The organism is Billgrantia sp. Q4P2, from assembly GCF_052806135.1.
The window spans coordinates 323777-348738 of sequence record NZ_JBRBAI010000002.1 but is presented as its reverse complement, the minus strand read 5'-3'; the positions used below and the strand labels follow the sequence as shown (position 1 = coordinate 348738).

26 protein-coding genes are annotated in these 24962 nt (G+C 65.6%); 13 read left to right on the top strand and 13 right to left on the bottom strand.

Annotation, left to right across the window (positions count from 1 at the left end; translation table 11 throughout):
• The first annotated feature begins 1 nt into the window (after nucleotide 1).
• Complete coding sequence (locus ACUY1T_RS04480; protein ID WP_446020518.1) at nucleotides 2-3832, top strand: YhdP family phospholipid transporter; 3831 nt, start codon at nucleotides 2-4, stop codon at nucleotides 3830-3832.
• Nucleotides 3829-5283 (top strand): metalloprotease TldD, encoded by a 1455-nt coding sequence (tldD, locus tag ACUY1T_RS04475; protein ID WP_446020517.1) that lies wholly within the window; start codon nucleotides 3829-3831, stop codon nucleotides 5281-5283. The genes ACUY1T_RS04480 and tldD overlap by 4 nt, the downstream gene beginning before the upstream one ends.
• A gap of 221 nt (nucleotides 5284-5504) precedes the next feature.
• Here tldD and yjgA read toward each other — a convergent pair whose 3' ends face one another.
• Complete coding sequence (yjgA, locus tag ACUY1T_RS04470) at nucleotides 5505-6011, bottom strand: ribosome biogenesis factor YjgA (protein WP_446020516.1); 507 nt, start codon at nucleotides 6009-6011, stop codon at nucleotides 5505-5507.
• A 147-nt stretch (nucleotides 6012-6158) separates the two neighbouring features.
• On the opposite strand from yjgA, the gene pmbA reads away from it, so the two are divergent.
• Nucleotides 6159-7499 carry a metalloprotease PmbA gene (gene pmbA / locus ACUY1T_RS04465; protein ID WP_446020515.1) on the top strand — a complete coding sequence of 447 codons (1341 nt, stop codon included), beginning with the start codon at nucleotides 6159-6161 and terminating at the stop codon, nucleotides 7497-7499.
• Nucleotides 7500-7648: 149 nt separating this feature from the next.
• Here pmbA and ACUY1T_RS04460 read toward each other — a convergent pair whose 3' ends face one another.
• From ACUY1T_RS04460 to ACUY1T_RS04410, 11 genes are all read right to left on the bottom strand, one after another.
• Entirely contained in the window at nucleotides 7649-7918 is a 270-nt protein-coding gene (locus ACUY1T_RS04460; RefSeq protein ID WP_263580436.1) for an HPr family phosphocarrier protein, read from the bottom strand.
• Between the two features lie 2 nt (nucleotides 7919-7920).
• A complete protein-coding gene (gene rapZ / locus ACUY1T_RS04455; RefSeq protein WP_446020514.1) occupies nucleotides 7921-8841 on the bottom strand; it encodes an RNase adapter RapZ in 921 nt (306 codons plus the stop codon).
• Nucleotides 8842-8887: 46 nt separating this feature from the next.
• Complete coding sequence (ptsN, locus tag ACUY1T_RS04450; RefSeq protein WP_446020513.1) at nucleotides 8888-9358, bottom strand: PTS IIA-like nitrogen regulatory protein PtsN; 471 nt, start codon at nucleotides 9356-9358, stop codon at nucleotides 8888-8890.
• 6 nt (nucleotides 9359-9364) lie between these two features.
• Nucleotides 9365-9673: a ribosome hibernation-promoting factor, HPF/YfiA family gene (hpf, locus tag ACUY1T_RS04445; RefSeq protein ID WP_446020512.1), complete on the bottom strand. Its 309-nt coding sequence runs from the start codon at nucleotides 9671-9673 to the stop codon at nucleotides 9365-9367.
• 108 nt (nucleotides 9674-9781) lie between these two features.
• On the bottom strand, nucleotides 9782-11203 hold the full coding sequence (locus tag ACUY1T_RS04440) for an RNA polymerase factor sigma-54 (RefSeq protein ID WP_446020511.1): 1422 nt from the start codon (nucleotides 11201-11203) through the stop codon (nucleotides 9782-9784).
• 158 nt (nucleotides 11204-11361) lie between these two features.
• The gene (lptB, locus tag ACUY1T_RS04435; protein ID WP_446020510.1) at nucleotides 11362-12093 is read right to left on the bottom strand and encodes an LPS export ABC transporter ATP-binding protein; all 732 of its coding nucleotides are present in this window, start codon (nucleotides 12091-12093) and stop codon (nucleotides 11362-11364) included.
• 1 nt (nucleotide 12094) lies between these two features.
• On the bottom strand, nucleotides 12095-12604 hold the full coding sequence (gene lptA, locus ACUY1T_RS04430) for a lipopolysaccharide transport periplasmic protein LptA (RefSeq protein ID WP_446020509.1): 510 nt from the start codon (nucleotides 12602-12604) through the stop codon (nucleotides 12095-12097).
• Between the two features lie 26 nt (nucleotides 12605-12630).
• A complete protein-coding gene (gene lptC / locus ACUY1T_RS04425; RefSeq protein ID WP_446020508.1) occupies nucleotides 12631-13251 on the bottom strand; it encodes an LPS export ABC transporter periplasmic protein LptC in 621 nt (206 codons plus the stop codon).
• Between the two features lie 12 nt (nucleotides 13252-13263).
• The gene (locus ACUY1T_RS04420; RefSeq protein WP_446020507.1) at nucleotides 13264-13821 is read right to left on the bottom strand and encodes a KdsC family phosphatase; all 558 of its coding nucleotides are present in this window, start codon (nucleotides 13819-13821) and stop codon (nucleotides 13264-13266) included.
• A gap of 24 nt (nucleotides 13822-13845) precedes the next feature.
• Nucleotides 13846-14847 carry a KpsF/GutQ family sugar-phosphate isomerase gene (locus ACUY1T_RS04415; protein WP_446020506.1) on the bottom strand — a complete coding sequence of 334 codons (1002 nt, stop codon included), beginning with the start codon at nucleotides 14845-14847 and terminating at the stop codon, nucleotides 13846-13848.
• 32 nt (nucleotides 14848-14879) lie between these two features.
• Nucleotides 14880-15827, bottom strand: coding sequence for a calcium/sodium antiporter (locus ACUY1T_RS04410; protein ID WP_446020505.1), 948 nt, complete (start codon nucleotides 15825-15827; stop codon nucleotides 14880-14882).
• A 142-nt stretch (nucleotides 15828-15969) separates the two neighbouring features.
• Here ACUY1T_RS04410 and ACUY1T_RS04405 point away from each other — a divergent pair, with 142 nt between their 5' ends.
• From ACUY1T_RS04405 to hisD, 9 genes are all read left to right on the top strand, one after another.
• Entirely contained in the window at nucleotides 15970-16782 is an 813-nt protein-coding gene (locus ACUY1T_RS04405; protein ID WP_446020504.1) for an ABC transporter ATP-binding protein, read from the top strand.
• Nucleotides 16779-17561, top strand: coding sequence for a lipid asymmetry maintenance ABC transporter permease subunit MlaE (mlaE, locus tag ACUY1T_RS04400; RefSeq protein WP_446020503.1), 783 nt, complete (start codon nucleotides 16779-16781; stop codon nucleotides 17559-17561). The genes ACUY1T_RS04405 and mlaE overlap by 4 nt, the downstream gene beginning before the upstream one ends.
• Before the next feature lie 37 nt (nucleotides 17562-17598).
• A complete protein-coding gene (gene mlaD / locus ACUY1T_RS04395) occupies nucleotides 17599-18063 on the top strand; it encodes an outer membrane lipid asymmetry maintenance protein MlaD (protein ID WP_446020502.1) in 465 nt (154 codons plus the stop codon).
• Between the two features lie 39 nt (nucleotides 18064-18102).
• A complete protein-coding gene (locus ACUY1T_RS04390; protein ID WP_446020501.1) occupies nucleotides 18103-18765 on the top strand; it encodes an MlaC/ttg2D family ABC transporter substrate-binding protein in 663 nt (220 codons plus the stop codon).
• Entirely contained in the window at nucleotides 18762-19094 is a 333-nt protein-coding gene (locus ACUY1T_RS04385) for an STAS domain-containing protein (protein ID WP_446020500.1), read from the top strand. Before ACUY1T_RS04390 ends, ACUY1T_RS04385 begins: the two co-directional genes overlap by 4 nt.
• Before the next feature lie 136 nt (nucleotides 19095-19230).
• A complete protein-coding gene (locus ACUY1T_RS04380) occupies nucleotides 19231-19500 on the top strand; it encodes a BolA family protein (RefSeq protein ID WP_197447799.1) in 270 nt (89 codons plus the stop codon).
• Between the two features lie 13 nt (nucleotides 19501-19513).
• Nucleotides 19514-20776, top strand: coding sequence for a UDP-N-acetylglucosamine 1-carboxyvinyltransferase (murA, locus tag ACUY1T_RS04375; RefSeq protein WP_446020499.1), 1263 nt, complete (start codon nucleotides 19514-19516; stop codon nucleotides 20774-20776).
• A 44-nt stretch (nucleotides 20777-20820) separates the two neighbouring features.
• Nucleotides 20821-21483, top strand: coding sequence for an ATP phosphoribosyltransferase (hisG, locus tag ACUY1T_RS04370; RefSeq protein ID WP_446020498.1), 663 nt, complete (start codon nucleotides 20821-20823; stop codon nucleotides 21481-21483).
• A 54-nt stretch (nucleotides 21484-21537) separates the two neighbouring features.
• The gene (gene hisD, locus ACUY1T_RS04365) at nucleotides 21538-22878 is read left to right on the top strand and encodes a histidinol dehydrogenase (RefSeq protein WP_446020497.1); all 1341 of its coding nucleotides are present in this window, start codon (nucleotides 21538-21540) and stop codon (nucleotides 22876-22878) included.
• A 13-nt stretch (nucleotides 22879-22891) separates the two neighbouring features.
• On the opposite strand, the gene ACUY1T_RS04360 is transcribed toward hisD, so the two are convergent.
• Nucleotides 22892-24100, bottom strand: a complete 1209-nt coding sequence (locus ACUY1T_RS04360) for a Do family serine endopeptidase (RefSeq protein WP_446020496.1) — start codon at nucleotides 24098-24100, stop codon at nucleotides 22892-22894.
• Nucleotides 24101-24199: 99 nt separating this feature from the next.
• Between ACUY1T_RS04360 and ACUY1T_RS04355 the strand changes: the two genes are divergently transcribed.
• Nucleotides 24200-24961, top strand: coding sequence for a Nif3-like dinuclear metal center hexameric protein (locus ACUY1T_RS04355; RefSeq protein ID WP_446020495.1), 762 nt, complete (start codon nucleotides 24200-24202; stop codon nucleotides 24959-24961).
• Nucleotide 24962 lies beyond the last annotated feature (1 nt).

Genomic DNA, 24962 nt, shown 5'->3' with positions numbered 1-24962 from the left:
GATGCATCCTCTTCGTCAGGTAGGACGCTGGACGCTCACCCTACTGGCCGTGCTGCTGGCGCTGGTCGCCATACTGCTGCTGGCGTTGCGCCTGGCCTTGTCCCAGGTCGATCAACTGTCGCCGCGCGTCGAGCGGTTGCTCGAGGCACGCACGGGCGCTGCGGTGGAGCTGCGCGAGTTCGATGCCAGGCTTGCCCGGCTCGACCCTATGGTAGAGAGCCGAGGGCTCACGCTTACTACCCAGGAAGGGGAGGCCGGCCTGCCGCTGCTTCAGGTCGAGCATGCCCGCCTGCGGCTAGACACCGCCGCGAGCCTGCGCAGCGGCGTGCCTGTGGTCGAGGATGCGCGCCTGACCGGGCTCACGCTTCACCTCTATCAGGACGAGCAAGGTGGCTGGCACTGGCCGGACCCGGCCAGGATTCCTCCGGAGCTACTGCAAGGCGAATTCGATCTCGAGCGACTCGATTTCTGGATCGGGCTGCTACTGCGTCAGCGGGCCTGGGTGGAGAACGTGCGGTTGGTGCTGCATGGGCGCGAGCGCCGGGTCGACATGCTGGCGCCGCGCCTGTTACTCACCGGCGATGAGCGGCATGCACACCTCGAAGGCGAAGTGCATCTGGAGGGGCAGGAAGAGGCATCGCTGGAGGCCGCCCTGGAAGTCTTTCCCGGCCCTGCCGGCTTTCGCGACTTCAGCGCCGCCCTTCAGGCCGAGATGAAGCTGGGTACGCTGATCGACCTGGTCGAGGTCTTCACACCCGACGACCCCCTGCGTCTCGAGGATGCCAGCGGTGACATCACCCTCTGGGGACGTTGGCACCGCGGTGCATTGGCCGATGCACGAATCGATGTTGATGTGCCTCGCTTGGCGTTGCGCCGCGATGACGAGCCGATCGTGCTGGAACCGTTCAGGGCGCGCGGCCAGTGGCTGCGCAGCGACGAAGGCTGGGAGGCGTGGCTACAGGGCGATGCTTCGGCCGCCGACTGGGCGGAGCCCGACGAACTCGAGCGTGAACGGGAGCCGGCGTTGCCGCATTTCTGGTACATGCGCCGCGACGATGAGGGCTGGTGGCTGACCACCAGCCGTTTCGAGCTGGCCTCGCTTGCCGCCTGGCGTGAGCGCATCCTGCTGCCGGAAGGGTTGGTACGCACCATTGACGCCCTGGAGCCTCGCGGTTTGGTGTCGGGGCTCGCAGTGGGGCGGCGCAATGGGCATTGGATCGCACAGGCCGCCGTCCACCAGGTCGAGGTGGAGCCCTGGGACGAAGTACCGGGAGGCGGCCCGCTGGATGCCTGGGTCGAGGCGCGGGATCTCTCGGGGCGTGTCGAATTCGTCGGCGTCGGTGAGCCGGCACTGAAGTTGCCTCGGCTCTACCAGGCGCCGATGGAACTCTCTCATGCCAGCGGTGAAGTGCGTTGGACCTACGAGGGGCCACGTACCTTCGTCAGCGGACGCCATCTCATGGCAGGTTGGCAGGATGCCGAGGTAGAGGGCAGCTTTGGTCTGGCGATCGGCGGCGGCGTGCATGGCGGCCTGGGGCTAGACCTGCGCTTCCGCGACGTCGATGCCCTGGAGCGGCCGCTGGTGGATTGGCTCCCGGCCGACGTGCTGGGCGACGAACTCGATGCCTGGCTGGCGGCGGGCGTGGCCGGACGTGTGCCGTCGGGCGAACTCAAGCTGCATCTGCCGTTGCGGAGTGGGGGGAGTGGCCTCGAGCCACGCCTGCAGCTCGACTTGGAGATCGAGGACGGCCGGTTGCCCTTCGATCCGCAGTGGCCGGTGATCGAGTCGCTCGAGGGGCAGCTCACGGTGGGCATCGGTACCCTGGATGCCGAGGTGCGCCATGCCGAGAGCCTGGGTGTGGAAGGCACCAACGGGCGGGTCGTCATCGCAGACGACGTGTTGCGGGTGACGGGAGACCTGGCGGCGGATGGCGAGGCCCTGCGCCGTTACCTGCGCGCCATGCCCGTCGATGGTATCGAGCAGGTCGACGACTGGCGCGGCGAGGGGAGAGCGGCCGGCCAGATCGCATTGGTCACGAAGCTTGGCGAAGAGGAGGGCTTTCAGCTCGACCTTGACACCGACGTGGCCATGGAACGGCTCGTCTACCTGCCGCTCGAGGTGCCGTTGCAGGACGTCAGTGGGCCGCTCGCCTGGCGCCAGCGCGACGAAGAAGGGGGGCTGGAGGGGCGCCTGGAGGGACGCCTGTTCGGCGGCCCGGTCAATGCCAGCATCGATACCCTGGCCGGTCATATCGAACTCGATGGCGCCGCCGATGTGGCGAGAATACTGCAGCGGTTCGATGCCGGCGCCCTTGGCGCCGGGGTGTCGGGTCGCCTGCCCTGGCGGGGACGTTTCACGCTCGGCGAAGCGAACAATAGCTTCCGCTTCGACAGCAACTTGCAGGGCGTGGCCATCGATCTGCCGCCGCCGCTGGGCAAGTCGGCCGGCGAGGCACGGCCACTGTGGGTCCAGGCCGATCTCGACCAGCAGCGCGTGGAGGCCGAACTCGGTAGCGACGCGCGGCTGCGCTGGCGGGGCCTGCCATGGTCCGACCTGGGGCAGGGTCAGTTCTGGCTGGGGCGGCTGCCGGAATCACCTGGCTGGCCGGAGCAAGAGGGCTGGTCGGGAACGATCTTCCAATCCCGGCTCGACCTGGTGGCGTGGGGCGAGGCACTGGTACCGCTGCTCGATGGTGGGACATCGGGTGCCGCTGGCGGCCCTTCGCCGCTGCGCCGCCTGCGGGTGGAAACCGCCTGTCTCGTTGGCCCGCACGATTGCCTGGGCGTCATGACCGCCGAGGCGCGCCCGCACGCCGGCGGCGGCTGGCGTGTCGGGCTGCAGGGTGGCCTGCTCGAAGGTTACCTCGATTATCGACCGTCCCTCTCCGACCCGCTGGACATCGCGCTCGAGCGCTTGACCCTCGATGGCCTGCTCCCGGCCCAGACGGAAGGCGCCGGCAACCTGCTCCAGGAACTCGACGTGCCACCCGATCCGACGCCGCTGCCCGACTGGCTCACCGAGCTACCCGACGGCCGCCTGCGCATCGCCGATATTCTCTACCAGGGGCGTGCGATCGGCCCGCTCACCGCCCACTGGGAGGGTGGGCCGCAGCGGCTCAGGGTGGCGCCGTTGGGGTTGACACTGGGGCAGATCACGGCGCGGGGAGAGATCGTATGGGAGTCTGCCGGGCCCGGCGACAGCCTGACCCGCTCGCGGCTCGATCTCGATGGGCGCGACCTGGGGACGGCGCTGGAAAGGCTTGGTCAGCCGGTCTCGATTCGCAGCAACGAGACCCATGTGCGCAGCCAACTGGCCTGGCCGGGGACGCCCTGGCAATTCGCCCTGGCGCGTTCGCGTGGCAGCATTGAAGTCGAATTGCGCAATGGCCGCTTCGTCAATCTCGAGTCGCCCACGGCGCGGCTGGTGGGCCTGCTCAACGTCGACAACCTGGTGCGCCGGCTACGCATGGACTTCTCCGACGTGACCGGCCAGGGCACGGCCTTCGATCATGTGAGCGGGGCTGCTACCCTGTATGGAGGAGTACTGGAGACCAACGGCCCGGTAACGATCGATGGCCCGGCAACCTCCTTTACGCTGGACGGCACCGTCAATCTTGCCCGACGGGAACTGGATCAGCGCCTGGGCGTCACCGTGCCCGTCAGCAGCAGCCTGCCGCTGGCGGCGGTGATCGCCGGTGCACCGGTGGTGGGTGGCGCGCTATTCCTCGCCGACCGTCTCTTCGGCAGCGCCATCGACCGGGTCACCCGAATTCACTATCGCGTGCGAGGCCCCTGGACCTCGCCCGACATCACACTGGAAACCGCCGAATGACGACATCTTCACCCGCCTTGCTCGATACTGCCGCCGAGATCCTGCTCCACCCCGGTGGGTTGGACATCGACGCTCTCGATGCCGGCCTCGGTCATGTGCTGACACCCGGTATCGACTATGCCGATCTCTATTTTCAGCGGAGCTGGCACGAGAGCTGGGTGCTGGAGGATGGCGAGGTCAAGGAGGCCGGCTACAACATCGATGGCGGCGTCGGCGTGCGTGCCATGGCGGGCGAGAAGACCGGCTTCGCCTATTCCAACCAGATCACTGTCGACGCTCTGGCGGAAACGGGGCGTACGGCCTCGGGCATCGTGCGTAGCGGCGCCAGCCTGCCGATCGGCTCGCGGGTCGTGAGTCAAAGCGTGCTGCGCTACGCATCGGTCGACCCGCTGTCGGGCCTCTCGGCCGAGGACAAGATCGCCATGCTCAAGCAGGCCGATCGCGTGGCGCGGGCCGCCGACCCGACCATCGCTCAAGTGAGCGCATCGCTCTCCGGGGTGCATGAGGTCGTCCTGGTGCGGGCCAGCGACGGTACGCTGGCGGCGGATATCCGGCCGCTGGTGCGTTTCAACGTCAGCGTCATTGCCGTGAAGAATGGCCGGCGTGAGCGTGGTAGCGCCGGTGGCGGTGGCCGCTATGCCATGTCGCGGTTGCGTGATGAGAACGTTGCCGAGCGTTTTGCCAAGGAAGCCGTGCGCCAAGCGCTGGTCAACCTGGAGGCGGTCGATGCTCCTGCCGGTCAGATGCCAGTGGTACTCGCTCCCGGCTGGCCCGGCATCCTGTTGCACGAGGCGGTGGGACATGGCCTCGAAGGCGACTTCAACCGCAAGGGCAGTTCGGCCTTCGCCGGACGCATGGGGCAACGTGTGGCCGCGCCCGGCGTCACGGTGGTGGACGATGCCACCCTGGCCGATCGGCGCGGCTCCATGAGCGTGGACGACGAAGGCACGCCGGGCCAGTACACCCCGCTGATCGAGGATGGCATCCTCACCGGCTACATGCAGGACAAGCTCAACGCCCGGCTGATGGGCATGCAGCCCACCGGCAACGCCCGGCGCGAGTCGTTTGCCCATATGCCGATGCCGCGCATGACCAACACCTACATGCTGGCTGGCCAGGACGATCCGGCCGACATCATCTCAAGCGTAAAGCGCGGCATCTACGCGGTCAGCTTCGGTGGCGGCCAGGTGGACATCACCTCGGGCAAGTTCGTGTTCTCGGCAAGCGAGGCCTATCTGATCGAGGACGGCAAGATCACCGTGCCGGTCAAGGGCGCGACGCTGATCGGCAACGGGCCGGAGGCGATGGGCCGGGTGTCGATGATCGGCCACGACCTGGAACTCGACACCGGCATTGGCGTATGCGGCAAGGAGGGGCAGGGCGTGCCGGTGGGCGTGGGCCAGCCGACGCTCAAGCTGGATGAGCTCACCGTCGGCGGCACCGCGTCATGAAGGAACGTGCCTGCGCTCGGCGACGTTCTGCGGGGAGGGGGGAAAGTTTTGGAGGAGCGATGGGGCAAGGGGCTCAGGGGGTAGGCTGGAGAGGAGGTCCTACGCCATGGATGGCGTAGGTAGCGCCCAGGGAAGGGTTTACAGCGCCTCCTCGGAAGCCTGCCGCCGCGGCCCCGTGAAGCCAGGCGGTCGGTCGCAGACTGTGTCCTGCTCCTGCGCTTTCACAAACCGGCCGTATCGCGGATCAGCCGGAACAGCTTGCGCGCATTGGCGGGGGGCTTGCCGCGTTCGCGCTCGCTCCTGGCGTTGCGGATCAGCTGACGCAGCGCCTGGCGATCGACGTCGGGATGCTCCTCGATAAAGGCCTCGACGGCGCCGTCGTCCTCTTCGATCAGGCGATCGCGCCACTTCTCGAGGCGATGAAAGGCGAGATCGCGGTGGCGATTCTCTTGCTCGATTTCGTCGAACACGGCCTGGATCGCTTCGAGGTCCTCGCGTCGCATCAGCTTGCCGACGTACTGCATGTGGCGCCGGCGCCCCTCGTGGGAGCGGATGCGAGAGGTTTCCTCGACGGCGGCAAGCATGTCTTCCGACAACGGGAAGCGTGCCCGCTCGGCGGGGCTCATGGCGATGATCTGCTCGCCCAGCGCCTGCAAGGCGTGCATTTCCCGCTTGAGCTGGGACTTGCTGGGTCTTTCGTCGGAGGGGGAGGGAATATCCTGGGTCATGCCGCATCCAAGTAGTGAGAGGGTCAGCGCTAGCCTGGCCATCGGGAGATGAATAGGTTCGATGACAGCAGTATATCAGTCCGTCGTGCCACGACGGGAACAGACACGTACGGAGACCGGCACGACCGGTGAACGAGGGAGAGACACATGAGCAAGGCTTTCGATGCCGCCGCCCAGCAGGCGCTGCTGGAGTCGCGTGCCGAGCAGGCACTGGCCCTGGCGAGACACCTGGGGGCCGATGCCTGCGAGGTAGGGGCCAGCGTCGATCAGGGGATCGGTATCAGCGTGCGCGAAGGCGAGGTGGAATCCGTCGAACTTTCCCGCGACCAGGGCATCGCCGTGACGGTCTACCTGCGTGGACACAAGGGCAGCGCTTCTTCCACCGATGCTGGTGAAGCCTCGATCCGCGAGGTCGTGGAGAAGGCCGTGGCCATCGCGCTCTACACCGGTGAAGACCCCGCCGCAGGGCTGGCCGATCCCGAGCTGATGGCCACGGATCTGCCGGATCTCGACGTGCACCACCCTTGGCCGCTCTCCACCGAGCAGGCCATCGAACTGGCACTGGCCTGCGAAGCGGCCGGCCGCGCCGAGAGCGGTATCCGCCAGTCGGAAGGAGCCTCGCTCTCCAGCGGTGAAGGGGTGCGGGTCTACGCCAACAGCCACGGCTTTGTCGGCAGTCAGCGCGGCAGCCGCCATTCGCTCTCCTGCATGTTGATTGCCGAGGACGAGAATGGCATGCAGCGCGACTACGACTACACCAGCGCGCGTGACCCACGGGATCTGCGTGATGCCGAGGAGGTGGGCAGGAAGGCGGCCGAGCGCACCCTCCAGCGCCTGGGAGCCCGGCGCCCGGCCACCGGTCGCCTGCCGGTGCTGTTCGATGCCACCGTCGCCAGCGGCCTCGTCGGTCATTTGATGAGTGCCATTGCCGGTGGTTCGCTCTATCGTCAGGCCTCGTTCCTGTGCGACCGCTTGGGAGAAGCGCTGTTTCCCGACTGGTTCACCCTCGGCGAGCGTCCCATGGAGCGCGGCGCCATGGCCAGTTCCCCCTTCGACAACGATGGCGTGCAGACCCGCGACAACGTCTTCATCGAGGATGGCCGCCTGGCCAGCTACATGCTGTCGGCCTACAGTGCCCGACGTCTCGGCATGCAGACCACGGGTAATGCTGGCGGCGCGCGCAACCTGCGCATCACGGCGCCGCTTGCCTCGCGCGAAGAGCTGCTGGCGCGTATGGGTCGCGGCGTGCTGGTCACCGAGCTGATGGGCCAGGGCGTCAACGGCGTAACCGGTGACTACTCGCGTGGTGCAGCGGGCTTCTGGGTGGAGGACGGGAAAATCCAGTATCCGGTGGAGGAGTTCACCATCGCCGGCAATCTCGAGGCGATGTTCAAGGGGCTGCAGGCCGTTGGCAGCGACATCGACACCCGCGGCAGCATTCACACCGGCAGTTGGTTGGTCGGCGAGATGACAGTGGCAGGTAGCTGAAACGGATATGGGCCTTACCGCAAGGTTCGCGGGAATGAGCGAGCGATGGTCAGGCCAGGCGAAGCCCGATGAGCAGGCGGAGTTTAGGGAACCTGAATGAGCACTGCGAGGAGGGCTTCAACGCCGCATGGCCGAGCGCAGCCATTCCCCTAATTATCCTCTTCGAAGCGGGCATCGAATAACGCCTCGATGGCTTCCAGCGCCGCTTCGGCATCATCTCCTTCGGCACGGACCTCGAGTTCGGTACCGCAGGGGGCGCCCAGCATCAACAGTGCCATGATGTTGCTGGCATCGGCCTGCTGCTGGCCACGGTTGACGAATACGCGGGCGCGAAAGGGCTGGCAGCACTGTACCAGCTTGGTGGCAGCTCGGGCGTGGAGGCCGCGTTTGTTGGTCAGGGTCAGCTTGCGGCAGGGCACGCTCAAGTTTCCTTGCGTTCAGACGTCTCTTCGGTCTCTTCCTGTACGGCGGTGACCGGAGTGTGGATACCGAGTTCGCGATGGCGCAGGCGCACGTCGGGCTGTTGCTGGGCCAGATGCTTGGCGAGGCGCTCGGCCAGGTAAACCGAGCGATGCTGGCCGCCGGTGCAGCCGATGGCGACAGTCAGATAGCTGCGGTGGGTATCGCGGTAGGCCGGTAGCCAGCGTTCGACCCAGGCGATGATGTCGTCGAGCATTTCCTGGACAATGGGATACTGCTCCAGGAACTCGACGATACTGGGCTCCCTGCCGGTGGCCGAGCGCAGGCGCGGGTCCCAGTAGGGGTTGGGCAGGCAGCGAGCGTCGAAGACGATGTCGGCGTCGAGAGGAACGCCGCCCTTGAAGCCGAACGACTCCACGGTCAGGGTCAACTGCTCGGCGCGATGGCTGGCCACCTGCTCGGTGATGCGCCCGCGCAGGTCATGAACCGACAACCGCGAAGTGTCGATGATCAGGTCCGCCAGGTTGCGAATGTCGCTCAGCGTCGCGTCTTCGGATTCGATGGCCTCGCCCAGGGTCATGTCCCGGCCACGGGTCAACGGATGGCGACGTCGGGTAGCGGAGTAGCGTTCGAGGAGAATGCGGGCATCGGTGGTCAGGTAGATGATCTGGCAGTCGACCTGCTTGGTGCGTAGCTCTTCCAGCAGCCGTGGGAAGCGCTCCAGGGCATGGGGCAGGTTGCGTGCGTCGATGCTGACGGCGATCGAGGTCTGGATCGTGGGGGAGTTGCGCAGTTCATCCACCAGAGATCCGAGTAGCATCGCCGGCAGGTTGTCGATGGAGTAGTAGCCGATGTCCTCGAGCGCTTGCAGTGCGATCGACTTGCCGGAGCCGGAACGGCCGCTGATGATCACAAGCTGCATGACGGTTCTCCTGATCAGGGGCCGGCCGAACGGCGAGTAGAAAAAGTCAGGCCGAGGACTGTCGTCGGATCGCTTCGATGAGGTGCTCGTGGAGTTCACGCTGGCTCGCGCACTTGCGCAGCCCCGCACGCGTATCGGCGTCGTTCATCACGCCCGCCACCTGGCTCAGCAACGACAGATGCGTGTCGTCGGCCTCCTCGGGCACCAGCAGCACGAAGACGAGATCGACTGGCTCGCCGTCGATGGCGTCGAAGTCGATGGGCTCGGCCAGTTTGAGAAAGGCGGCCACCGGGCTATGGCAGTGGGGGCTACGGGCATGGGGGATGGCCACGCCATTGCCGATCCCGGTACTGCCCAGTCTCTCACGACCGACCAGTCTGCCGAAGACCTCCTGACTGTCGAGGCTAGGAGTGTTCTGCGCTATGAAGGTGCTGAAGAACTCCAGCACCCTCTTCTTGCTGCCCCCGGGAACGTCGAACAGCGCGCGTTCCGGGGGCAGGATGGTTTCCAGTGTCATGGCAGCTCAGCGAATGCCGGCGCCCTGGGCGCGCGCTTGGGCCTTTTCCTTGTGTTTGACCAGTTGGCGGTCGAGCTTGTCTGTCAGCGCATCGATGGCGGCATACATGTCCGGATCGGAGGCTTCAGCATGAAGGTCGGCGCCGGCGGCATGCAGCGTGCAGGCGGCCTGCTGACGCTCCTTTTCGATCGAGAGCGTCACTTGCACGTTGGTGATGTTGTCGTAATGGCGCTGGACGCGGCTAAGCTTTTCGCTCACGTAGTCACGCAGTGGATCGGTCAGTTCAACATGATGGCCGGTGATGTTGACTTGCATGACAAGCTCCTTCGTCCTTCGGGTGGTGGCTCGATTGTAACCCTTTTTGCTGTCCTGCAAACCCCCTCGAAAGTGACGATTGCCCAGCGTCAGCGTTACGTCGAGGCATCAGCGAAAACGCTTGCGCTCGCTCGAGGAGGGAATTCCCAGAGCTTCACGATACTTGGCTACCGTGCGACGTGCCACCTCGATACCGCTCTCTGCCAGCAGATCCACCAGGCGACTGTCGGAAAGAGGCTTGCGCGGTGGCTCGTCGGCGATCAGTTTGCGGATACGGGCACGAATAGCCGTGCTGGAGTGGGCGTCCCCGTCGCCGTTGCCACCTACGTGGCTGGAAAAGAAATACTTCAGCTCGAACACGCCGCGTGGGGTGTGGATGAACTTCTGTGTCGTCACGCGCGATATGGTCGACTCGTGCATCTCGACGGCCTGGGCGATGTCGGCCAGCACCAGGGGCTTCATGGCTTCTTCGCCCTGCTCGAGAAACTCGATCTGGCGTGCCATGATCTCCCGCCCCACCCGCAGCAGGGTATCGTTGCGGCTGGCGAGGCTCTTCATCAGCCAGCGCGCTTCCTGCAGGTGATCCTTGAGGAACTGGTTGTCCTGGCTCTTGTCCGCGCGCCGCACCAGCGCGACATAATCGGGCTGTATGCGCAGCCGGGGCAGGGCCTCGGCGTTGAGTTCCACGCGCCAGCCTGATTCGTCGTGATAGGCAACCAGGTCCGGGGTGACGTAGCTGCTGCCCACTTCGGCATAGGCGCTACCGGGGCGTGGGTCCAGCGAGCGAACCAGGGCAATGACCTCATTCAGGGCATCGTCGTCCAGCCCCAGGCGGCGCTTGAGCAGGCGACGGTCGTCGGCAGCCAGCGCCTCGAGGAACTGGCGCACCAGGCGACGGGTCTGTGGCAGCAGCGGCGTATCGTCGGGCAGGGCGGCCAGCTGCAGCATCAGGCACTCGCGCAGATCGCGGGCGAACACGCCGGTGGGCTCGAACTGCTGCAGGCGCAACAGAACCTGTTCGACCTCCCGGGTGGGTAGGCCTTCGAGCCCCTGCTGGCGCAGGCCGTCGCGGATATCTTCCAGCGCCTGCGACAGGTAGCCGGCGCCATCGACGGCATCGATCAGGCTCTCGGCGATAATGCGCTGGCGGTCGCTCAGATCGGTCATCGCCAATTGCCAGATCAGGTGGCCGGCCAGCGTCTGCTCCGAGGCCTGGCGCTCGAAATCCGGTCCTTCGCCGGTAGCGCCGCCGGAACTCGAACCATGATCGGGGTAGGTATCCGTCCAGTCACTGTCGGTGGAGAGTTCGCTGGGTATTTCGCTGGCCCAGTCATCGCTCTGGGCTTCGCCGACGGCCTGTTCGCCGAAGCCGTCGTCGAGTTCCAGCATGGGGTTGGATTCCAGGGCTTGCTGGATTTCCTGGCGTAGATCGAGAGTCGAGAGCTGCAGCAGGGCAATGGCCTGCTGCAGCTGGGGGGTCATGGTCAGCTGGGTGCCGACACGCAGTTGCAAGGATGCTTTCATGGCCATGAGAATAACGGGCTCATCTGCCGGAAAACTCTACCCTAGACCGGTCGGCAGCGACTTGCAAGAGAATTGACTGCAATATGCATGCCATCGGCAATATTTATGCCTGATTAGAATATTTTAAATAAAGATCAAATGCTTGCATAATGCACTGGATTGCGCTACAGGCGAAAATCCTCGCCCAGATAAACTTCCCGTACCCGCCTGTTGGCAAGGATGGCCTCGGCGTCACCTTCGGCAATGATCTGGCCGTCACCGACGATGTAGGCCGAATCGCAGATGTCGAGGGTTTCGCGAACGTTGTGGTCGGTGATCAGTACGCCGATGTTGCGCGCCTTCAGCTGGCGAATGATCCCCTTGATCTCGCCCACCGAAATTGGGTCGACCCCGGCGAAGGGTTCGTCGAGCAGGATGAAGGCCGGCTCGGTGGCCAGCGCCCGGGCGATCTCGACCCGCCGCCGCTCGCCGCCGGACAGGCTCATGCCCAGGTTGTCGCGAATATGGGTGACATGGAAGTCTTCCAGCAGCTGCTCGAGCCTTGCTTGTCGCCCATGGCGGTCGAGATCCTTGCGCGTCTCGAGAATGGCCATGATGTTGTCGGCCACCGACAGCTTGCGAAAGATCGACGCCTCCTGGGGCAGGTAGCCGATTCCGGCTTGGGCTCGCTCGTGCATGGCGCTGTGCGAGAGATCCAGATCGTCGATATGAACTTCGCCGGCATCCGCCTTGACCAGACCGACGATCATGTAGAACGAAGTGGTCTTGCCTGCCCCGTTGGGCCCAAGCAGCCCGACCACGCAGCCCTGTTCGATGGCGAGGCTGATGTCGTGTACCACGCGGCGGCGCTTGTAACTCTTGGCCAGATTTCGGGCTTGCAGGGTCTTCTTCGCCATTTCAGCGCTCCGGCTGCAGGGTCATGCGGATACGCTGGCGCCCCTCGACGCCTTCCCCCTCGGCACGGGCCTGAACGACGCGGCGGTCGAGAAAGTACTCCAGGTAGCCACCGTCGAAGGTGTCGCCCCCTTGGTGCAGCTCGGCGCGGTCGATCAGCTCCACGCGCCGCTCGGCCACGTGATAGACGATCGTGCGGCCCCAGCCGCGGACCACGGGTTGGTCGGGGTCGGGCTGCTGCTCGATGTAGGCGCGTTCGCCGCGGGCCGTGGCGCGGGAGAGTTCGCCGGCCGCATTGCGCTGAAACTCGACTCGGTCGCCGGTCAGCCGCATGGTGCCCTGGCGGATGTCGACATCGCCGGTATAGACCGCGGTGCCGGCGCGGTCGTCGAGGTCGAGTCGATCGGCCTCGACCTCGACGGGTTGGTCGGCGTCACGCTGCTGCGCCATGGCCGAACCGCTACCTGCAAGACCGATCAACGCCATGCCAACCAGCGCCAGGGTGAGTGGCATTCGGACGGTCGGGAGCTTGCATCGCTTCATGGCGTGAAATCCTCTAGGTTGGCGGCTTCGGCCTGCCCCGGCTGTGCGCCTTCCGGGGGGTGATGGCCGCGCACATTGTCGGTCAAACGTGCCCGATTGTCATGGATCCAGGCGTCGAAGCGCTCGCCACGCATGTGCTGTGGCGGCTGCTGCAGCAGGGCGGGCGTGTCGCTCCAGGCATGCCCCACGTTGGCGTCGAAGTGCAAGGTTTCGGTGTCGAGCTGCCAGCGCTCCTCGGGCGCGAAGAGCCGGGCGTCACCCGAGAGCGTCAGCGGGTTGCCGCCCGGGCCGAGGCGGCCTTCCGTGCTGCTTGCCACCCATAGTCGGCCCTCGCGGTCGATCAGATGGGCCTGCGGGGTGACGGCGCGGGTGACGTCGTCGTGGGGCGTATGCACCAGGCGCGGGCTCTCCAGGCGCTGATGGGGCCGGCCGTCGGCATCGAAGCGGGTCAACTGCGCCTGCTCCAGAAAATAGTCGGGCTCCCCAGCTTCATCGGTGGGTACCGGGCCGGGCGTTGGCACCTGCCAGGGATCCAGCCAGGCAATCAGGCCGCCAAGGCCGAGCAGCAGCAGGAACAGCCAGGCACGGAACGAGGGGCGTGGCAGCCGACGCAACATATCCGAGCGGCCTCAACGCTTGCCGTGGAGGTAGGTGTCGACCAGGGCGTCGCGATGCCCTTGCGCTTCGAGCAGCATGTCGCAGATCTCGCGCACTGCGCCATGTCCTCCGTTGCGCTCGGTGACGTAGTCTGCCAGTGCCCGCATGTAGGAAGGGGAGCCGGGCACGGTAATGCCGATGCCGGCGCGCTGGATGGCTGCCAGGTCGGGTAGGTCGTCGCCACAGTAGGCGACCTGTTCGAGCTCGATGCCCTTGCGCGTGCACAGTTCGCGCAGAGTGGCGAGCTTGTCTTCGCAGCTCTGGAAGACGTGATCGATGCCCAGGGCGGCGGCGCGGTGGCTGACCATGGGCGATTCGCGTCCGGTCAGGAAGGCCACCTGGAGGCCGGCACGCCGCAACAGCTTGAGGCCCAGGCCATCCTGGGTGTGAAACGCCTTGATCTCTACGCCATCGGCCTGGAAATAGAGTCGGCCGTCGGTGAGTACGCCGTCCACGTCCAGCGCCAGCAGGCGAACCTTGCGCAGGCGGTCGACAAGGCGTGGGTCGATGGTAGGGGTGGCCAGAGCCATGGGCTCTCCTTGGTCAGGGTGATGTCAGATGACGCCGCTTCGCAGCAGGTCGTGCATGTGCAGGGCGCCGATCGGGTGCCCCTCTTCGTCAACGACGGCAAGCGCCGTTATCAGGTTGTCTTCCATGATGCGCACCGCTTCGGCGGCCAGCATGTCGGGAGAGATGCGCTTGCCGGGGCGGGTCATGACGTCGTCCACCGTCAGCTGGCTGAGATCCTGATGCTGGTCGAGTGTGCGGCGCAGGTCGCCGTCGGTATAGACACCGATCAGCTGATTCTGCTCATCGACGACACAGGTGAAGCCGAGCCCTTGGCGGGTGATTTCGAGCAGGGCGTCGCGCAGGGGGCTGCCCAGTGGCACGCTGGGCAGCCGCTCGCCTTGATGCATCAGGTCGCTGACGCGTAGCAGCAGGCGCTTGCCCAGGCTGCCGCCGGGGTGCGAGAGGGCGAAGTCTTCGGCGGTGAAGCCGCGCGCCTCGAGCAGGGCCACGGCCAGGGCATCACCCAGCACCAGTGCGGCGGTGGTCGAGGCCGTCGGTGCCAGGTCCAGTGGGCAGGCCTCACGCTCGACGCCGGCATCGAGATGGGCATCGGCGTGGCGGGCCAGCGTCGAGTCGGGGCGCCCGGTCATGCTGATCAGCGGCGTGCCGATGCGCTTGAGCAGCGGCAGCAGGGCGGTGACCTCGGCCGTCTCGCCGGAGTTCGACAGCGCTACTACCACGTCGCCCGGTGTGATCATGCCCAGGTCGCCGTGACTGGCTTCGCCGGGGTGGACGAAGAACGCCGGTGTGCCGGTGCTGGCGAGCGTTGCAGCGATCTTGCCTGCGATGTGGCCCGACTTGCCCATGCCGGTCACCACCACGCGGCCCCGGCAGGCGAGCATCAGCTCGCAGGCACGGTCGAAGTGGCTGTCGAGGCGTTCGGCCAGCGCGGCGATGGCTTGCTCTTCGATTTTCAGGGTGCGGCGGGCGCTGTCTCGCAGTAGCGAGGAGTCGGCGCCTTGAGCTGGTGAGTCGTCTGTGTTCATGGCGATGATTGTTGCCCTTTGTGGGGAATCGCTCAAGTGGCACCGCTGGCTGAGGCGGCCAGCCAGGTCAGGTAGACCAGATAGATACCAAGGAACAAGGCGCCGGGAACCCGCCCCAGCCGGCCATGGCGGTGCCAGAGCAACAGCATGCCCATGCCCAGCGTCAGCAACAGCAAGATCGGAAAGTCGCGCTGCGCTGCTGCTGGGTCGACCGGCCCCGGTGCCAGCAGGCCGGGAATCGGCAGTACCGCCAGCAGATTGAACAGATTGGAGCCGATCACGTTGCCGATGGCCAGGTCATGATGACGCTTGATGGCGCTGGCCACGCAGGCGGCCAGCTCCGGCAGGCTGGTGCCGATGGCGACTATCGTCAGTCCGATAAGAAGATCGCTGACGCCGAGGCCGCGGGCGATCTCGCTGGCGCCCCATACCAGTGCCCGGGAACTCAGTGCCAGGAGCAACAGGGTACCTGCTAGCCAGCACAGTGCCTTGGGTAGGGAAAGGCCGGGTATCTCGTCGGCGGGGCGTGGGTCGGGGGTGTCGGCGCGCATCAGCCACCACAGGCTGAAGACCAGCAGCAGGCCGAGGAGGAGGGCGTCGAAGCGTCCCAGCACGCCGTTGGCCAGCGCATAGCCGGCCAGGCCGGTGGCTCCGAGCAGCAGTGGCAGTTCGCGCCGCACCAGTGAGAAGCGTATGGGAATCGGCCTGACCAGGGCCGTGACGCCCAGCACCAGCCCGATATTGGCGATGTTGGAACCCACGGCGTTACCGGTGGCCAGGTCGGGCAGGCCATCCAGGGCGGCGAACACGGCGACCACCATCTCGGGGGCCGAAGTGCCCAGCGCCACGATGGTCATGCCGATCAGCATTGCGCTCAGCCCGGTGCGGCTGGCCGTGGCGGCGGCGGCATTGACGAAGCGGTCGGCGCTCCAGGTGAGCACGACAAGGCCCAGGGCGACCGTTATGAGAGGAAGCAGCATGGCACCGATCAGTACGACGGAATGAGGGCGCACATTAGACGTCTTTCAGTGGTTCGGGTGCAAGCGGCGGTGCCGGTCGGGCTGGCGTCGGGCAGAGGAGTTAGGATACGATGTTCGATAATTTTTTTCTGGATCTTGCGGCATGATCGATTCCCCCTTCGTGGAGGTGAAGAATCTACATTTCTCGCGCGGCGAGAAGGTCATCTTCAGTGGCGTCGAGCTGCAGATTCCCCGTGGCCGGATCACAGCCATCATGGGCCCCAGCGGTACCGGCAAGACGACCCTGCTCAAGCTGATAGGAGGGCAGTTGGCACCCGATGCCGGCCGGGTCATGATCGCTGGACAGGACGTGCATGCCCTGTCGCGCAAGGCACTGTTCACCCTGCGCCGACGCATGGGCATGCTGTTCCAGAGCGGTGCGCTGTTCTCCGATCTCAGCGTGTTCGAGAACGTGGCGTTCCCGTTGCGTGTGCATACCGACCTGCCGCAGGCGATGATCCGCGACCTGGTGCTGATGAAGCTGCAGGCGGTAGGGCTGCGTGGGGCGCGGGAGCTGATGCCGGCAGAGCTTTCGGGAGGCATGGCGAGGCGTGTCGCGCTGGCCCGGGCGATCGCACTGGACCCCGACCTGGTGCTCTACGATGAGCCGTTCGTGGGCCAGGATCCGATCTCGAAGGGTGTGCTGGTGCAGTTGATCAAGAAGCTCAACCAGGCGCTCGGCTTGACCTCCATCGTGGTGTCGCACGATATCCAGGAGACGCTGTCGATTGCCGACTATGTCTACGTCATCGCCGATGGCCAGGTCATGGCCCACGGTACGCCCGATAGTCTCGACATCGACGACGACCCCCGCGTCAGCCAGTTCGTGCACGGCGAACCGGACGGCCCGGTGCCCTTTCACTATCCGGCGCCGGATTACTTCCGCGACATCCTCAACCTGGAGGGGCGGCCATGATCGGGCGCATTCTGAGCCTCGGTCGGCGTGGCTGCGACTTGCTCGAGGCCTTGGGGCGCTCGGGCCTGTTTCTCGCCCAGTCCGGCGTCGGCATTCCATCGCGTGAGGGCTGGTACCTGTGGCTGCGGCAGGTGCACTTCGTCGGCGTGCTGTCGCTGGCCATCGTGCTGGTATCGGGGCTGTTCATCGGCATGGTGCTGGCGCTGCAAGGCTACACCCTCCTGGTCGACTTCGGCGCCGAGCAGGCGCTGGGGCAGATGGTGGCGCTGTCGCTACTGCGCGAGTTGTCGCCGGTGGTGGCAGCGTTGCTGTTTGCCGGGCGTGCCGGCTCGGCATTGACCGCCGAGATCGGCCTGATGAAGGCCACCGAACAGCTCACCAGCATGGAGATGATCGGCGTCGACCCGCTGCGTCGGGTGGTGGCGCCCAGGCTGTGGGCCGGCTTCGTGGCGCTGCCGCTGTTGACCATCGGTTTCAGCGTGGTCGGCGTCTATGGCGGCTACCTGGTCGGTGTCGAATGGCTGGGTGTGTTCGAAGGTTCCTACTGGGGCAACATGCAGTCCAGTGTCGATTTTATCGCCGATGTCGGCAATGGCATGGTCAAGAGCCTGGTGTTCGCCCTGGTGGTGACCTGGATCGCGGTGTTCCAGGGCTACGACCTGATACCGACTTCGGAGGGGATCTCCCGCGCCACCACACGTACGGTGGTCTACTCCTCGCTGGCGGTGCTGGGCCTCGATTTCGTTCTTACCGCGCTGATGTTCGGAGGGTTTTCCTGATGTTTGGCGGGTACCTATCGCTTAATGGAGAGGCAGGATGAAGCGCAGCAAGACGATGGAGCTGGGTGTCGGCCTGTTCATGCTGGCCGGCATTCTGGGGTTGCTGTTCCTGGGGCTGCGGGTCAGCGGGTTGACCTTCACGGTGCCAGGCGACACCTTCCAGCTCGAGGCCAATTTCGCCAATATCGGCGGCCTCAAGCCGCGGGCGCGCGTTACCATGTCAGGCGTCACGGTGGGACGGGTCACCGCCATCGAGCTGGATACCGAGTGGTACGATGCCCGGGTCATCCTGGAGCTCGATGCCGAGCTGGAGGAGCGTCTTCCGCGCGATACCACGGCTGCCATTCTGACATCGGGCTTGCTGGGGGAGCAGTATGTCGGGCTCACAGTCGGGGGCGACCCCGAGACGCTGGGCGATGGCGATACCATCCGCGACACCCAGTCTGCCCTTGTGTTGGAAGAACTCATCCAGCAATTCGTGTCCAATATGGTCAACGATTGAGCCGCACCCCTTGTTACCGTTTTATTCAGAGGTTGCACCATGAGCCAGATGACTCTTCCCTTCGTTCTGTTTCGCCGCCTGTTGCTCGGCCTGTGCCTGGTCGTGACCAGCATGACGGTGCTGGCCGCTCCCGAGCGTAGCCCCGAGCAGGTCATTCGCGACAGCATCGACGAGCTGATGGGCCAGATCGATGGGCGCAAGGACTACTATGCCGACAACGTCAATGAACTCAAGGCGCTGGTGGACGACAGCCTCGACGATATCGCCGACTTTCGCTACATCGGCGCCAGCGTAATGGGGCGCTACTTCCAGAACGCCACTCCCCAGCAGCGCTCCCGGTTCGTCAATGTCTTCCGTCAGACCCTGATCGATACCTATACCAAGGGGCTGGTGACCTTCGACTATCGCGAGCTGCGCGTGCTCGAAAGCCGTCGCGAACCGCGCCACGAGGACCAGGCTTCGGTGGCCATGGAGGTCGTGGCGATGGATGGCACCGTCTATCCGGTCAGCTATACGCTGCGCCAGAGCGATGGCCATTGGAAAGTGGTCAACGTCATCGTCAATGGCATCAACCTGGGGCTGACGTTCCGCAACCAGTTCGACCAGTCCATGCGCGACCACGGGCGCGATTACGATGCGGTGATCGCCAACTGGTCGCCGGAGATTGCCGCCGACGAGCTGGAGGAGGGCGGCGGCGCATGAGTCGGCTGCTCGAGCGTGGCGGCGTGCGGCTGGAAGCCGGCCCGCAGGGGCTGGCCGTGAGTGGCGACGTCGATTTCGAGATCGCCGCGCCGCTGGTCGAGTCAGGTACCGCCTGGCTGGTCGAGCAGCCCGCCGGGACGCGCGTGGTGCTCGACCTGTGCGGTGTCGAGCAAGTCAGCAGCGCAGCTCTCAGCGTATTGCTCGAGTGGACGCGCCAGGCGCGCACGGCTGGCGTCAAGATTCGCGCAGTCAGGCTCTCGGAGCCGCTCGCTCGGCTGACACGGGTGGCAGAGCTCGACGATCTCCTGCCGCTTGCCGACGAGGCTTGACCCGCGCCAGCAAAGCCTCGTCCCGGCATCGCCAAGCGCGATGCTTTTCTTTACCATGTAGGAATTCTTGTTCCTGGCAGCGCCCCTTGATGGGGCCGCGTGCCGCTCCATTCGTCCCACAGGAGTTCCGTTTTTCATGCAACCCAGTGACGTCAAGGCGCTGCTCGAGGCGCGCCTCGAGGATTGCGATTTCTACATCCAGGGCGAAGGCTGCAACTTCCAGGTCATCGCCGTGGGCGATGTCTTCGACGGCCTGTCGCCGGTCAAGCGGCAGCAATTGATCTATGGCGCCCTCGCGGAGGAGATCGCTTCCGGTGCCGTGCATGCCGTGAGCCTCAAGACCTACACGCCGGCGCAGTGGGCTAGTGCGCCGGAAAATGCGGCTTCACCTGGCCAGGGCGCCTGACGGTCGAGCATACATGGACAAGTTGATCATTACCGGCAACGGACCCGTCGATGGCGAGGTCTGGGCCAGCGGCGCCAAGAATGCGGCGCTGCCTATCCTGTGCGCTACCCTGCTGGCCGATGAGCCGGTCACCATCGGCAACCTGCCGCATCTTCAGGACATCACCACCACGCTCGAGCTGCTGGGTCGCATGGGCGTCGAGCCGGTGATGGGCGAGAAGATGACCATCCAGCTCGACGGCTCCCAGGTGCGTGACTGCCACGCCCCCTACGAGCTGGTCAAGAAGATGCGTGCCTCCATCCTGGTGCTCGGGCCCTTGCTGGCGCATTTCGGCCATGCCGACGTCTCGCTGCCCGGCGGCTGTGCCATCGGCTCGCGGCCGGTGGATCTGCACATTCGCGGTCTCGAAGCCATGGGCGCCGAGATTCGCGTCGAGGGCGGCTATATCCGTGCCCGGGTGGACGGCCGGCTCAAGGGGGCGACCATCTTCTTCGATACCGTCACCGTCACCGGTACCGAGAACCTGTTGATGGCGGCAGCCCTGGCGGAAGGCACCACGGTGCTGGAAAACGCCGCGCGAGAGCCCGAGGTGGTGGATCTGGCCGAGTGCCTGATCAAGATGGGCGCCAAGATCCGCGGTCACGGCAGCAACAACATCATCATCGAAGGCGTCGAACGGCTGCACGGCGCCTATCACGACGTCATGCCGGACCGTATCGAAACCGGGACCTTCCTGGTTGCCGCTGCGCTCTCTCGCGGTCGCGTGCGGGTCCGCAATACCCGTGCCGATATCCTCGAGGCGGTGCTGGCCAAGCTCGAGGAAGCCGGTGCCAAGGTAATCATCGGCGATGGCTGGATCGAGCTGGACATGGAGGGGCGGCGTCCGCGGCCGGTCAATGTTCGCACCGCCCCGTACCCAGGTTTCCCGACTGACATGCAGGCCCAGTTCGTGGCGCTCAACGCCGTGGCGGACGGCACCTCACGCGTGGTCGAGACCATCTTCGAGAATCGCTTCATGCACGTTCAGGAACTGAACCGCATGGGGGCGCAGATAGCACTCGAGGGCAATACCGCGATGATCACCGGCGTCGAGCGCCTTTCCGGCGCTCCGGTAATGGCCACCGACCTGCGCGCCTCGGCATCGCTGGTAATCGCGGCGATGATGGCCGACGGCGAGACCCTGGTCGATCGTATCTACCACATCGATCGCGGCTACGAGTGCATCGAAGAAAAACTGCAGCTGCTGGGGGCCCGGATTCGCCGCATTCCCGGTTGAACGGGCAGCGCGGGGCCTGCAGCTTCCGACCATTAGGCGAGAGCATGAGCAAGCAACTGATACTGGCCCTGTCGAAGGGCCGCATCCTCGACGAGACCTTGCCGCTGCTGGCGGACGCCGGCATCGTTCCGGCCGAGGACCTGGGCAAGAGCCGCAAGTTGCTCTTCGACACCAACCTCGACGACGTCAAGCTGGTGATCATTCGCGCCACCGACGTGCCCACCTACGTCCAGTTGGGGGCTGCCGACCTGGGCGTGGCGGGCAAGGACGTGCTGCTAGAGCATGGCGCCGAGGGCCTCTACGAGCCGCTGGACCTCGAGATCGCCAAGTGCAAGCTGATGACGGCAGGCATCGACGGCGCCAAGCCGGCGCGTGCGCGACGCCGGGTGGCCACCAAGTTTGTCGACGTGGCGCGTCGCTACTACGCCGAGCAGGGCATCCAGGCCGAAGTGATCAAACTCTACGGAGCCATGGAGCTGGCGCCGCTGATGAACCTGGCCGACGAGATCGTCGATATCGTCGACACCGGCAACACGCTGCGTGCCAACGGCATGTCGCCACGCGAACTGATCGCGTCGATCAGCACGCGCCTGGTGGTCAACAAGGCGGCCATGACCATGAAGCACGAGCGTCTCAAGCCGCTGATTGCACGCCTTGCCGAGGCGGTGGAGCGCCGGCGGGAGAATGCCGAGGCGCCGGCTAGGTAGCCACTCTGCTCGGTATCAGCAACGAGACTATTTCATCTGGAGGCGTAGGCGATCATGAGCGAAACCCCTGTCGAATCCGTCGATATTGCCCGGCTATCGACCGAGGATGCCGATTTCGAGGCGCGCCTGGATGCGCTGCTGGCCTGGGAAGGTGTGTCGGATGCCGAGGTCCAGGAGCGGGTGGCGGAGATCATCGCGGCGGTTCGCGAGCGGGGCGATGCAGCCCTGATCGAGTATACCCAGCGCTTCGACCGGCTCGCGGTTGCGAGCATGAGCGAACTGACGCTGGGGGCGGCGCGGCTCGAGCAGGCGTTCAACGGTCTACCCGACGCTCAGCGTGATGCCCTGGCCCAGGCCGCCGAGCGTATTCGTATTTATCACGAGCGACAGAAACCGACTTCCTGGTCTTATGTCGAGGCGGACGGCAGCGTGCTCGGCCAGCAGGTCACGCCGCTGGACCGGGCCGGCATCTACGTGCCGGGCGGCAAGGCGGCCTATCCCTCTTCGGTATTGATGAATGCCATTCCTGCCCATGTGGCAGGCGTGCGGGAGATCGTCATGGTCGTGCCCACTCCCGATGGCGTGCTCAATGAGCTGGTGCTGGCGGCGGCCCACCTGGCCGGAGTGGATCACGTCTTCACCCTGGGTGGCGCCCAGGCGGTGGCGGCCATGGCCTATGGTACCGAGAGCGTGCCGCGGGTCGACAAGATCGTGGGGCCCGGCAACATCTACGTGGCGACCGCCAAGCGTGCGGTATTCGGCCAGGTGGGCATCGACATGATCGCCGGCCCCTCGGAGATATTGGTGGTCTCCGATGGCGCTACCGATCCGGAGTGGCTGGCCATGGACCTGTTCTCCCAGGCCGAGCACGACGAGGATGCCCAGGCGCTGCTGGTCAGCTGGGACGAGCGCCACCTGGCCGAGGTCGAGGCGGCCATCGCCCGGCTGCTGCCGACGCTGGAGCGTGAGGGGATCGTGCGCCAGTCGCTGGCGCGTCGCGGCGCCTTGATCCACTGCCGCGACCGCGGCGAGGCCGTGCGCCTGATCAATCGCATCGCTCCGGAGCACCTCGAACTCTCCATGGCCGACCCGGACGCCCTATTGCCGGAGGTTCGCCACGCGGGTGCCATCTTCATGGGGCGCTACACGGCCGAGGCGCTCGGCGACTACTGCGCCGGGCCCAACCACGTGCTGCCGACTTCCGGCACGGCGCGTTTCTCTTCACCGCTGGGCGTTTACGACTTCCAGAAGCGCTCGTCGATCATCCACTGCTCCGAAGCCGGGGCGTCGTCGCTGGGCAAGGTGGCCTCGGTGCTGGCGCGGGGGGAGTCCCTGACGGCACATGCCCGCTCCGCCGAGTACCGTATCAAGGACGAGTACCGCACCAAGGAGTAGTGGCAACCTCCCTTTAGCGCCCGGGGTGACGGCCAGGTGGCAGCGGGCGCTCGCCGACTTCCAGGTCGACGGTGAACTTCTCGCCGCTGCGTACCACGGTCAGGGGTAACGTGGCGCCGGGTTCGATGGCCGCGATGTCGCTCATGGCGGCGCGGGCATCGAGGATGGGTCGTCCGTCGACTTCCAGCAGCACGTCGCCAGGACGCAGGCCGGCCTGGGCGGCCGGCCCTTCGGGCACTACGCCGGAGATGACCACGCCACGTGGCGCTTGCAGGCCGAAGGACGCCGCCAGGTCCTGCGTCATTTCCTGCGCCTCGATGCCTAGCCAGCCACGAATGACGCGACCCTGGGTGACCAGAGCTTCCAGAATGGAGCGGGCCAGCCGCGTGGGGATGGCGAAGCCAACCCCCTGGGAGCCACCCGAGCGGGAAAAGATCGCGGTATTGATTCCCACTAGCGAACCTTCGGCGTTGATCAAGGCGCCGCCTGAGTTGCCCGGGTTGATGGCGGCATCGGTCTGGATGAAATCTTCATAGGCGCTCAGGCCCAGGTGGCTGCGCCCCGTGGCGCTGATGATACCCATGGTGACGGTCTGTCCCACGCCGAAGGGGTTGCCGATGGCCATGGCGATATCCCCTACCGCTACGTCCTCGGTATCGGCGAGATGAATCACCGGTAGCTGGTCCAGGTCGATGCGCAGCACGGCGAGATCGCTCTCCGGGTCGGTGCCGATCACCTCCGCGAGCGTTTCCCTGCCGTCACGCAGGGCCACCTGGATCTCGTCGGCGCCATCGATGACATGGTGGTTGGTCAGCACGTAGCCATCCTCGCTGACGATGACGCCTGAGCCCAGGCTCGACAGCAGGCGCTGCTGGGTTGGCAGGTCGTCGGCGAAGAACTGGCGGAAGAAAGGATCCGACATCAGCGGATGTTCCTCGCGCGCCACGACCCGTGACGAGTAAATGTTGACGACTGCTGGAGCGGCCTTTTCGACGGCTGCCGAATAGCTGACCGGGCCCTGTTGGCGCGCCAGGGGCGTGGCCTGCTGGAGCTCGGGGGAGGGGCGCGATACCTGCTGCACCTCGGTTGGCAGCGCTGGCTGGGTGGTCCCCTCTGGCGCCGAAGGGCCACGAAGCAGCTGTGGAAAGGTATTGAGCAAGACAATGGCCAACAGCACGCCGATGAGGGCGGGCAGGGCATAGGCGATGAAAGAACGACGCATGCGGCGTTTCCTGGTCGGCGGGCAGTCGATGGTGGCCCGCTCAGTCGTTACAATAAGAGCGATTGTAACATCGACATCGAAGCGCTGTCCGGAGGCAGGATGATATTACGAAACGACATGGTGCGAGCCTGCGATGCCCTGCTCGATGCGCCCGCCTTCAAGGACTACACCGTCAATGGATTGCAGGTGGCAGGACGAGACGAGGTCCAGCGTGTGATGAGCGGCGTGACCGCCTGTCAGGCGTTGCTCGACGAGGCAGTAGCCTGGGGGGCGGACCTGCTGCTCGTCCACCATGGCTACTTCTGGAAGAACGAACCGGTGCCCATCACCGGAATCAAGCAGCGGCGCATTCGTACGCTGCTGCTCAACGACATCAACCTATTGGCCTATCATCTGCCGCTGGATGCCCATGCGGAGCTTGGCAACAACGCCATGCTCGCGCGGCGGCTCGGCCTGCGCGTAGAGGGCTGTGCCGACGGCGAGCTGGGCCAGGGGTTGATCTGGCTCGGCAGTCTGCCCGATGCCACTTCGCCCACGGCGTTGGCACGTCATGTCGGCGAACGTCTGGGGCGAGAGCCGCTGCTCGTCGAGGCACCTGGTGCGAGGGAGGTTCGTCGTGTCGCCTGGTGCACCGGCGGTGCCCAGGACATGATCACCCAGGCCTGGGAGGCCGGCGCCGAGGCGTTCATTTCGGGCGAGATCTCCGAGCGCACCACGCACCTGGCGCGTGAGCTCGGCATTCACTATCTGGCCGCGGGGCATCATGCCACCGAGCGATACGGCGTTCAGGCGCTGGGTGCATGGCTCGAACGGGAATACGGCGTCGAGCATCGTTTCGTCGATATCGACAATCCGGCCTGAC

What these genes read in the sequence shown, in the direction of transcription:
- lptA (WP_446020509.1), bottom strand. Translation starts at nt 12,604, where the DNA reads ATGCCACTCACCCTGGCGCTGGTTGGCATGGCGTTGATCGGTCTTGCA.
- murA (WP_446020499.1), top strand. Translation starts at nt 19,514, where the DNA reads ATGGACAAGTTGATCATTACCGGCAACGGACCCGTCGATGGCGAGGTC.
- lptC (WP_446020508.1), bottom strand. Translation starts at nt 13,251, where the DNA reads ATGTTGCGTCGGCTGCCACGCCCCTCGTTCCGTGCCTGGCTGTTCCTG.
- hpf (WP_446020512.1), bottom strand. Translation starts at nt 9,673, where the DNA reads ATGCAAGTCAACATCACCGGCCATCATGTTGAACTGACCGATCCACTG.
- mlaD (WP_446020502.1), top strand. Translation starts at nt 17,599, where the DNA reads ATGAAGCGCAGCAAGACGATGGAGCTGGGTGTCGGCCTGTTCATGCTG.
- lptB (WP_446020510.1), bottom strand. Translation starts at nt 12,093, where the DNA reads ATGGCGAAGAAGACCCTGCAAGCCCGAAATCTGGCCAAGAGTTACAAG.
- ACUY1T_RS04360 (WP_446020496.1), bottom strand. Translation starts at nt 24,100, where the DNA reads ATGCGTCGTTCTTTCATCGCCTATGCCCTGCCCGCCCTCATCGGCGTG.
- ACUY1T_RS04405 (WP_446020504.1), top strand. Translation starts at nt 15,970, where the DNA reads ATGATCGATTCCCCCTTCGTGGAGGTGAAGAATCTACATTTCTCGCGC.
- ACUY1T_RS04415 (WP_446020506.1), bottom strand. Translation starts at nt 14,847, where the DNA reads ATGAACACAGACGACTCACCAGCTCAAGGCGCCGACTCCTCGCTACTG.
- ACUY1T_RS04390 (WP_446020501.1), top strand. Translation starts at nt 18,103, where the DNA reads ATGAGCCAGATGACTCTTCCCTTCGTTCTGTTTCGCCGCCTGTTGCTC.
- hisD (WP_446020497.1), top strand. Translation starts at nt 21,538, where the DNA reads ATGAGCGAAACCCCTGTCGAATCCGTCGATATTGCCCGGCTATCGACC.
- pmbA (WP_446020515.1), top strand. Translation starts at nt 6,159, where the DNA reads ATGAGCAAGGCTTTCGATGCCGCCGCCCAGCAGGCGCTGCTGGAGTCG.
- yjgA (WP_446020516.1), bottom strand. Translation starts at nt 6,011, where the DNA reads ATGACCCAGGATATTCCCTCCCCCTCCGACGAAAGACCCAGCAAGTCC.
- ACUY1T_RS04480 (WP_446020518.1), top strand. Translation starts at nt 2, where the DNA reads ATGCATCCTCTTCGTCAGGTAGGACGCTGGACGCTCACCCTACTGGCC.
- ACUY1T_RS04380 (WP_197447799.1), top strand. Translation starts at nt 19,231, where the DNA reads ATGCAACCCAGTGACGTCAAGGCGCTGCTCGAGGCGCGCCTCGAGGAT.
- hisG (WP_446020498.1), top strand. Translation starts at nt 20,821, where the DNA reads ATGAGCAAGCAACTGATACTGGCCCTGTCGAAGGGCCGCATCCTCGAC.
- mlaE (WP_446020503.1), top strand. Translation starts at nt 16,779, where the DNA reads ATGATCGGGCGCATTCTGAGCCTCGGTCGGCGTGGCTGCGACTTGCTC.
- ACUY1T_RS04410 (WP_446020505.1), bottom strand. Translation starts at nt 15,827, where the DNA reads ATGCTGCTTCCTCTCATAACGGTCGCCCTGGGCCTTGTCGTGCTCACC.
- rapZ (WP_446020514.1), bottom strand. Translation starts at nt 8,841, where the DNA reads ATGCAGCTTGTGATCATCAGCGGCCGTTCCGGCTCCGGCAAGTCGATC.
- tldD (WP_446020517.1), top strand. Translation starts at nt 3,829, where the DNA reads ATGACGACATCTTCACCCGCCTTGCTCGATACTGCCGCCGAGATCCTG.
- ACUY1T_RS04355 (WP_446020495.1), top strand. Translation starts at nt 24,200, where the DNA reads ATGATATTACGAAACGACATGGTGCGAGCCTGCGATGCCCTGCTCGAT.
- ptsN (WP_446020513.1), bottom strand. Translation starts at nt 9,358, where the DNA reads ATGACACTGGAAACCATCCTGCCCCCGGAACGCGCGCTGTTCGACGTT.
- ACUY1T_RS04440 (WP_446020511.1), bottom strand. Translation starts at nt 11,203, where the DNA reads ATGGCCATGAAAGCATCCTTGCAACTGCGTGTCGGCACCCAGCTGACC.
- ACUY1T_RS04385 (WP_446020500.1), top strand. Translation starts at nt 18,762, where the DNA reads ATGAGTCGGCTGCTCGAGCGTGGCGGCGTGCGGCTGGAAGCCGGCCCG.
- ACUY1T_RS04420 (WP_446020507.1), bottom strand. Translation starts at nt 13,821, where the DNA reads ATGGCTCTGGCCACCCCTACCATCGACCCACGCCTTGTCGACCGCCTG.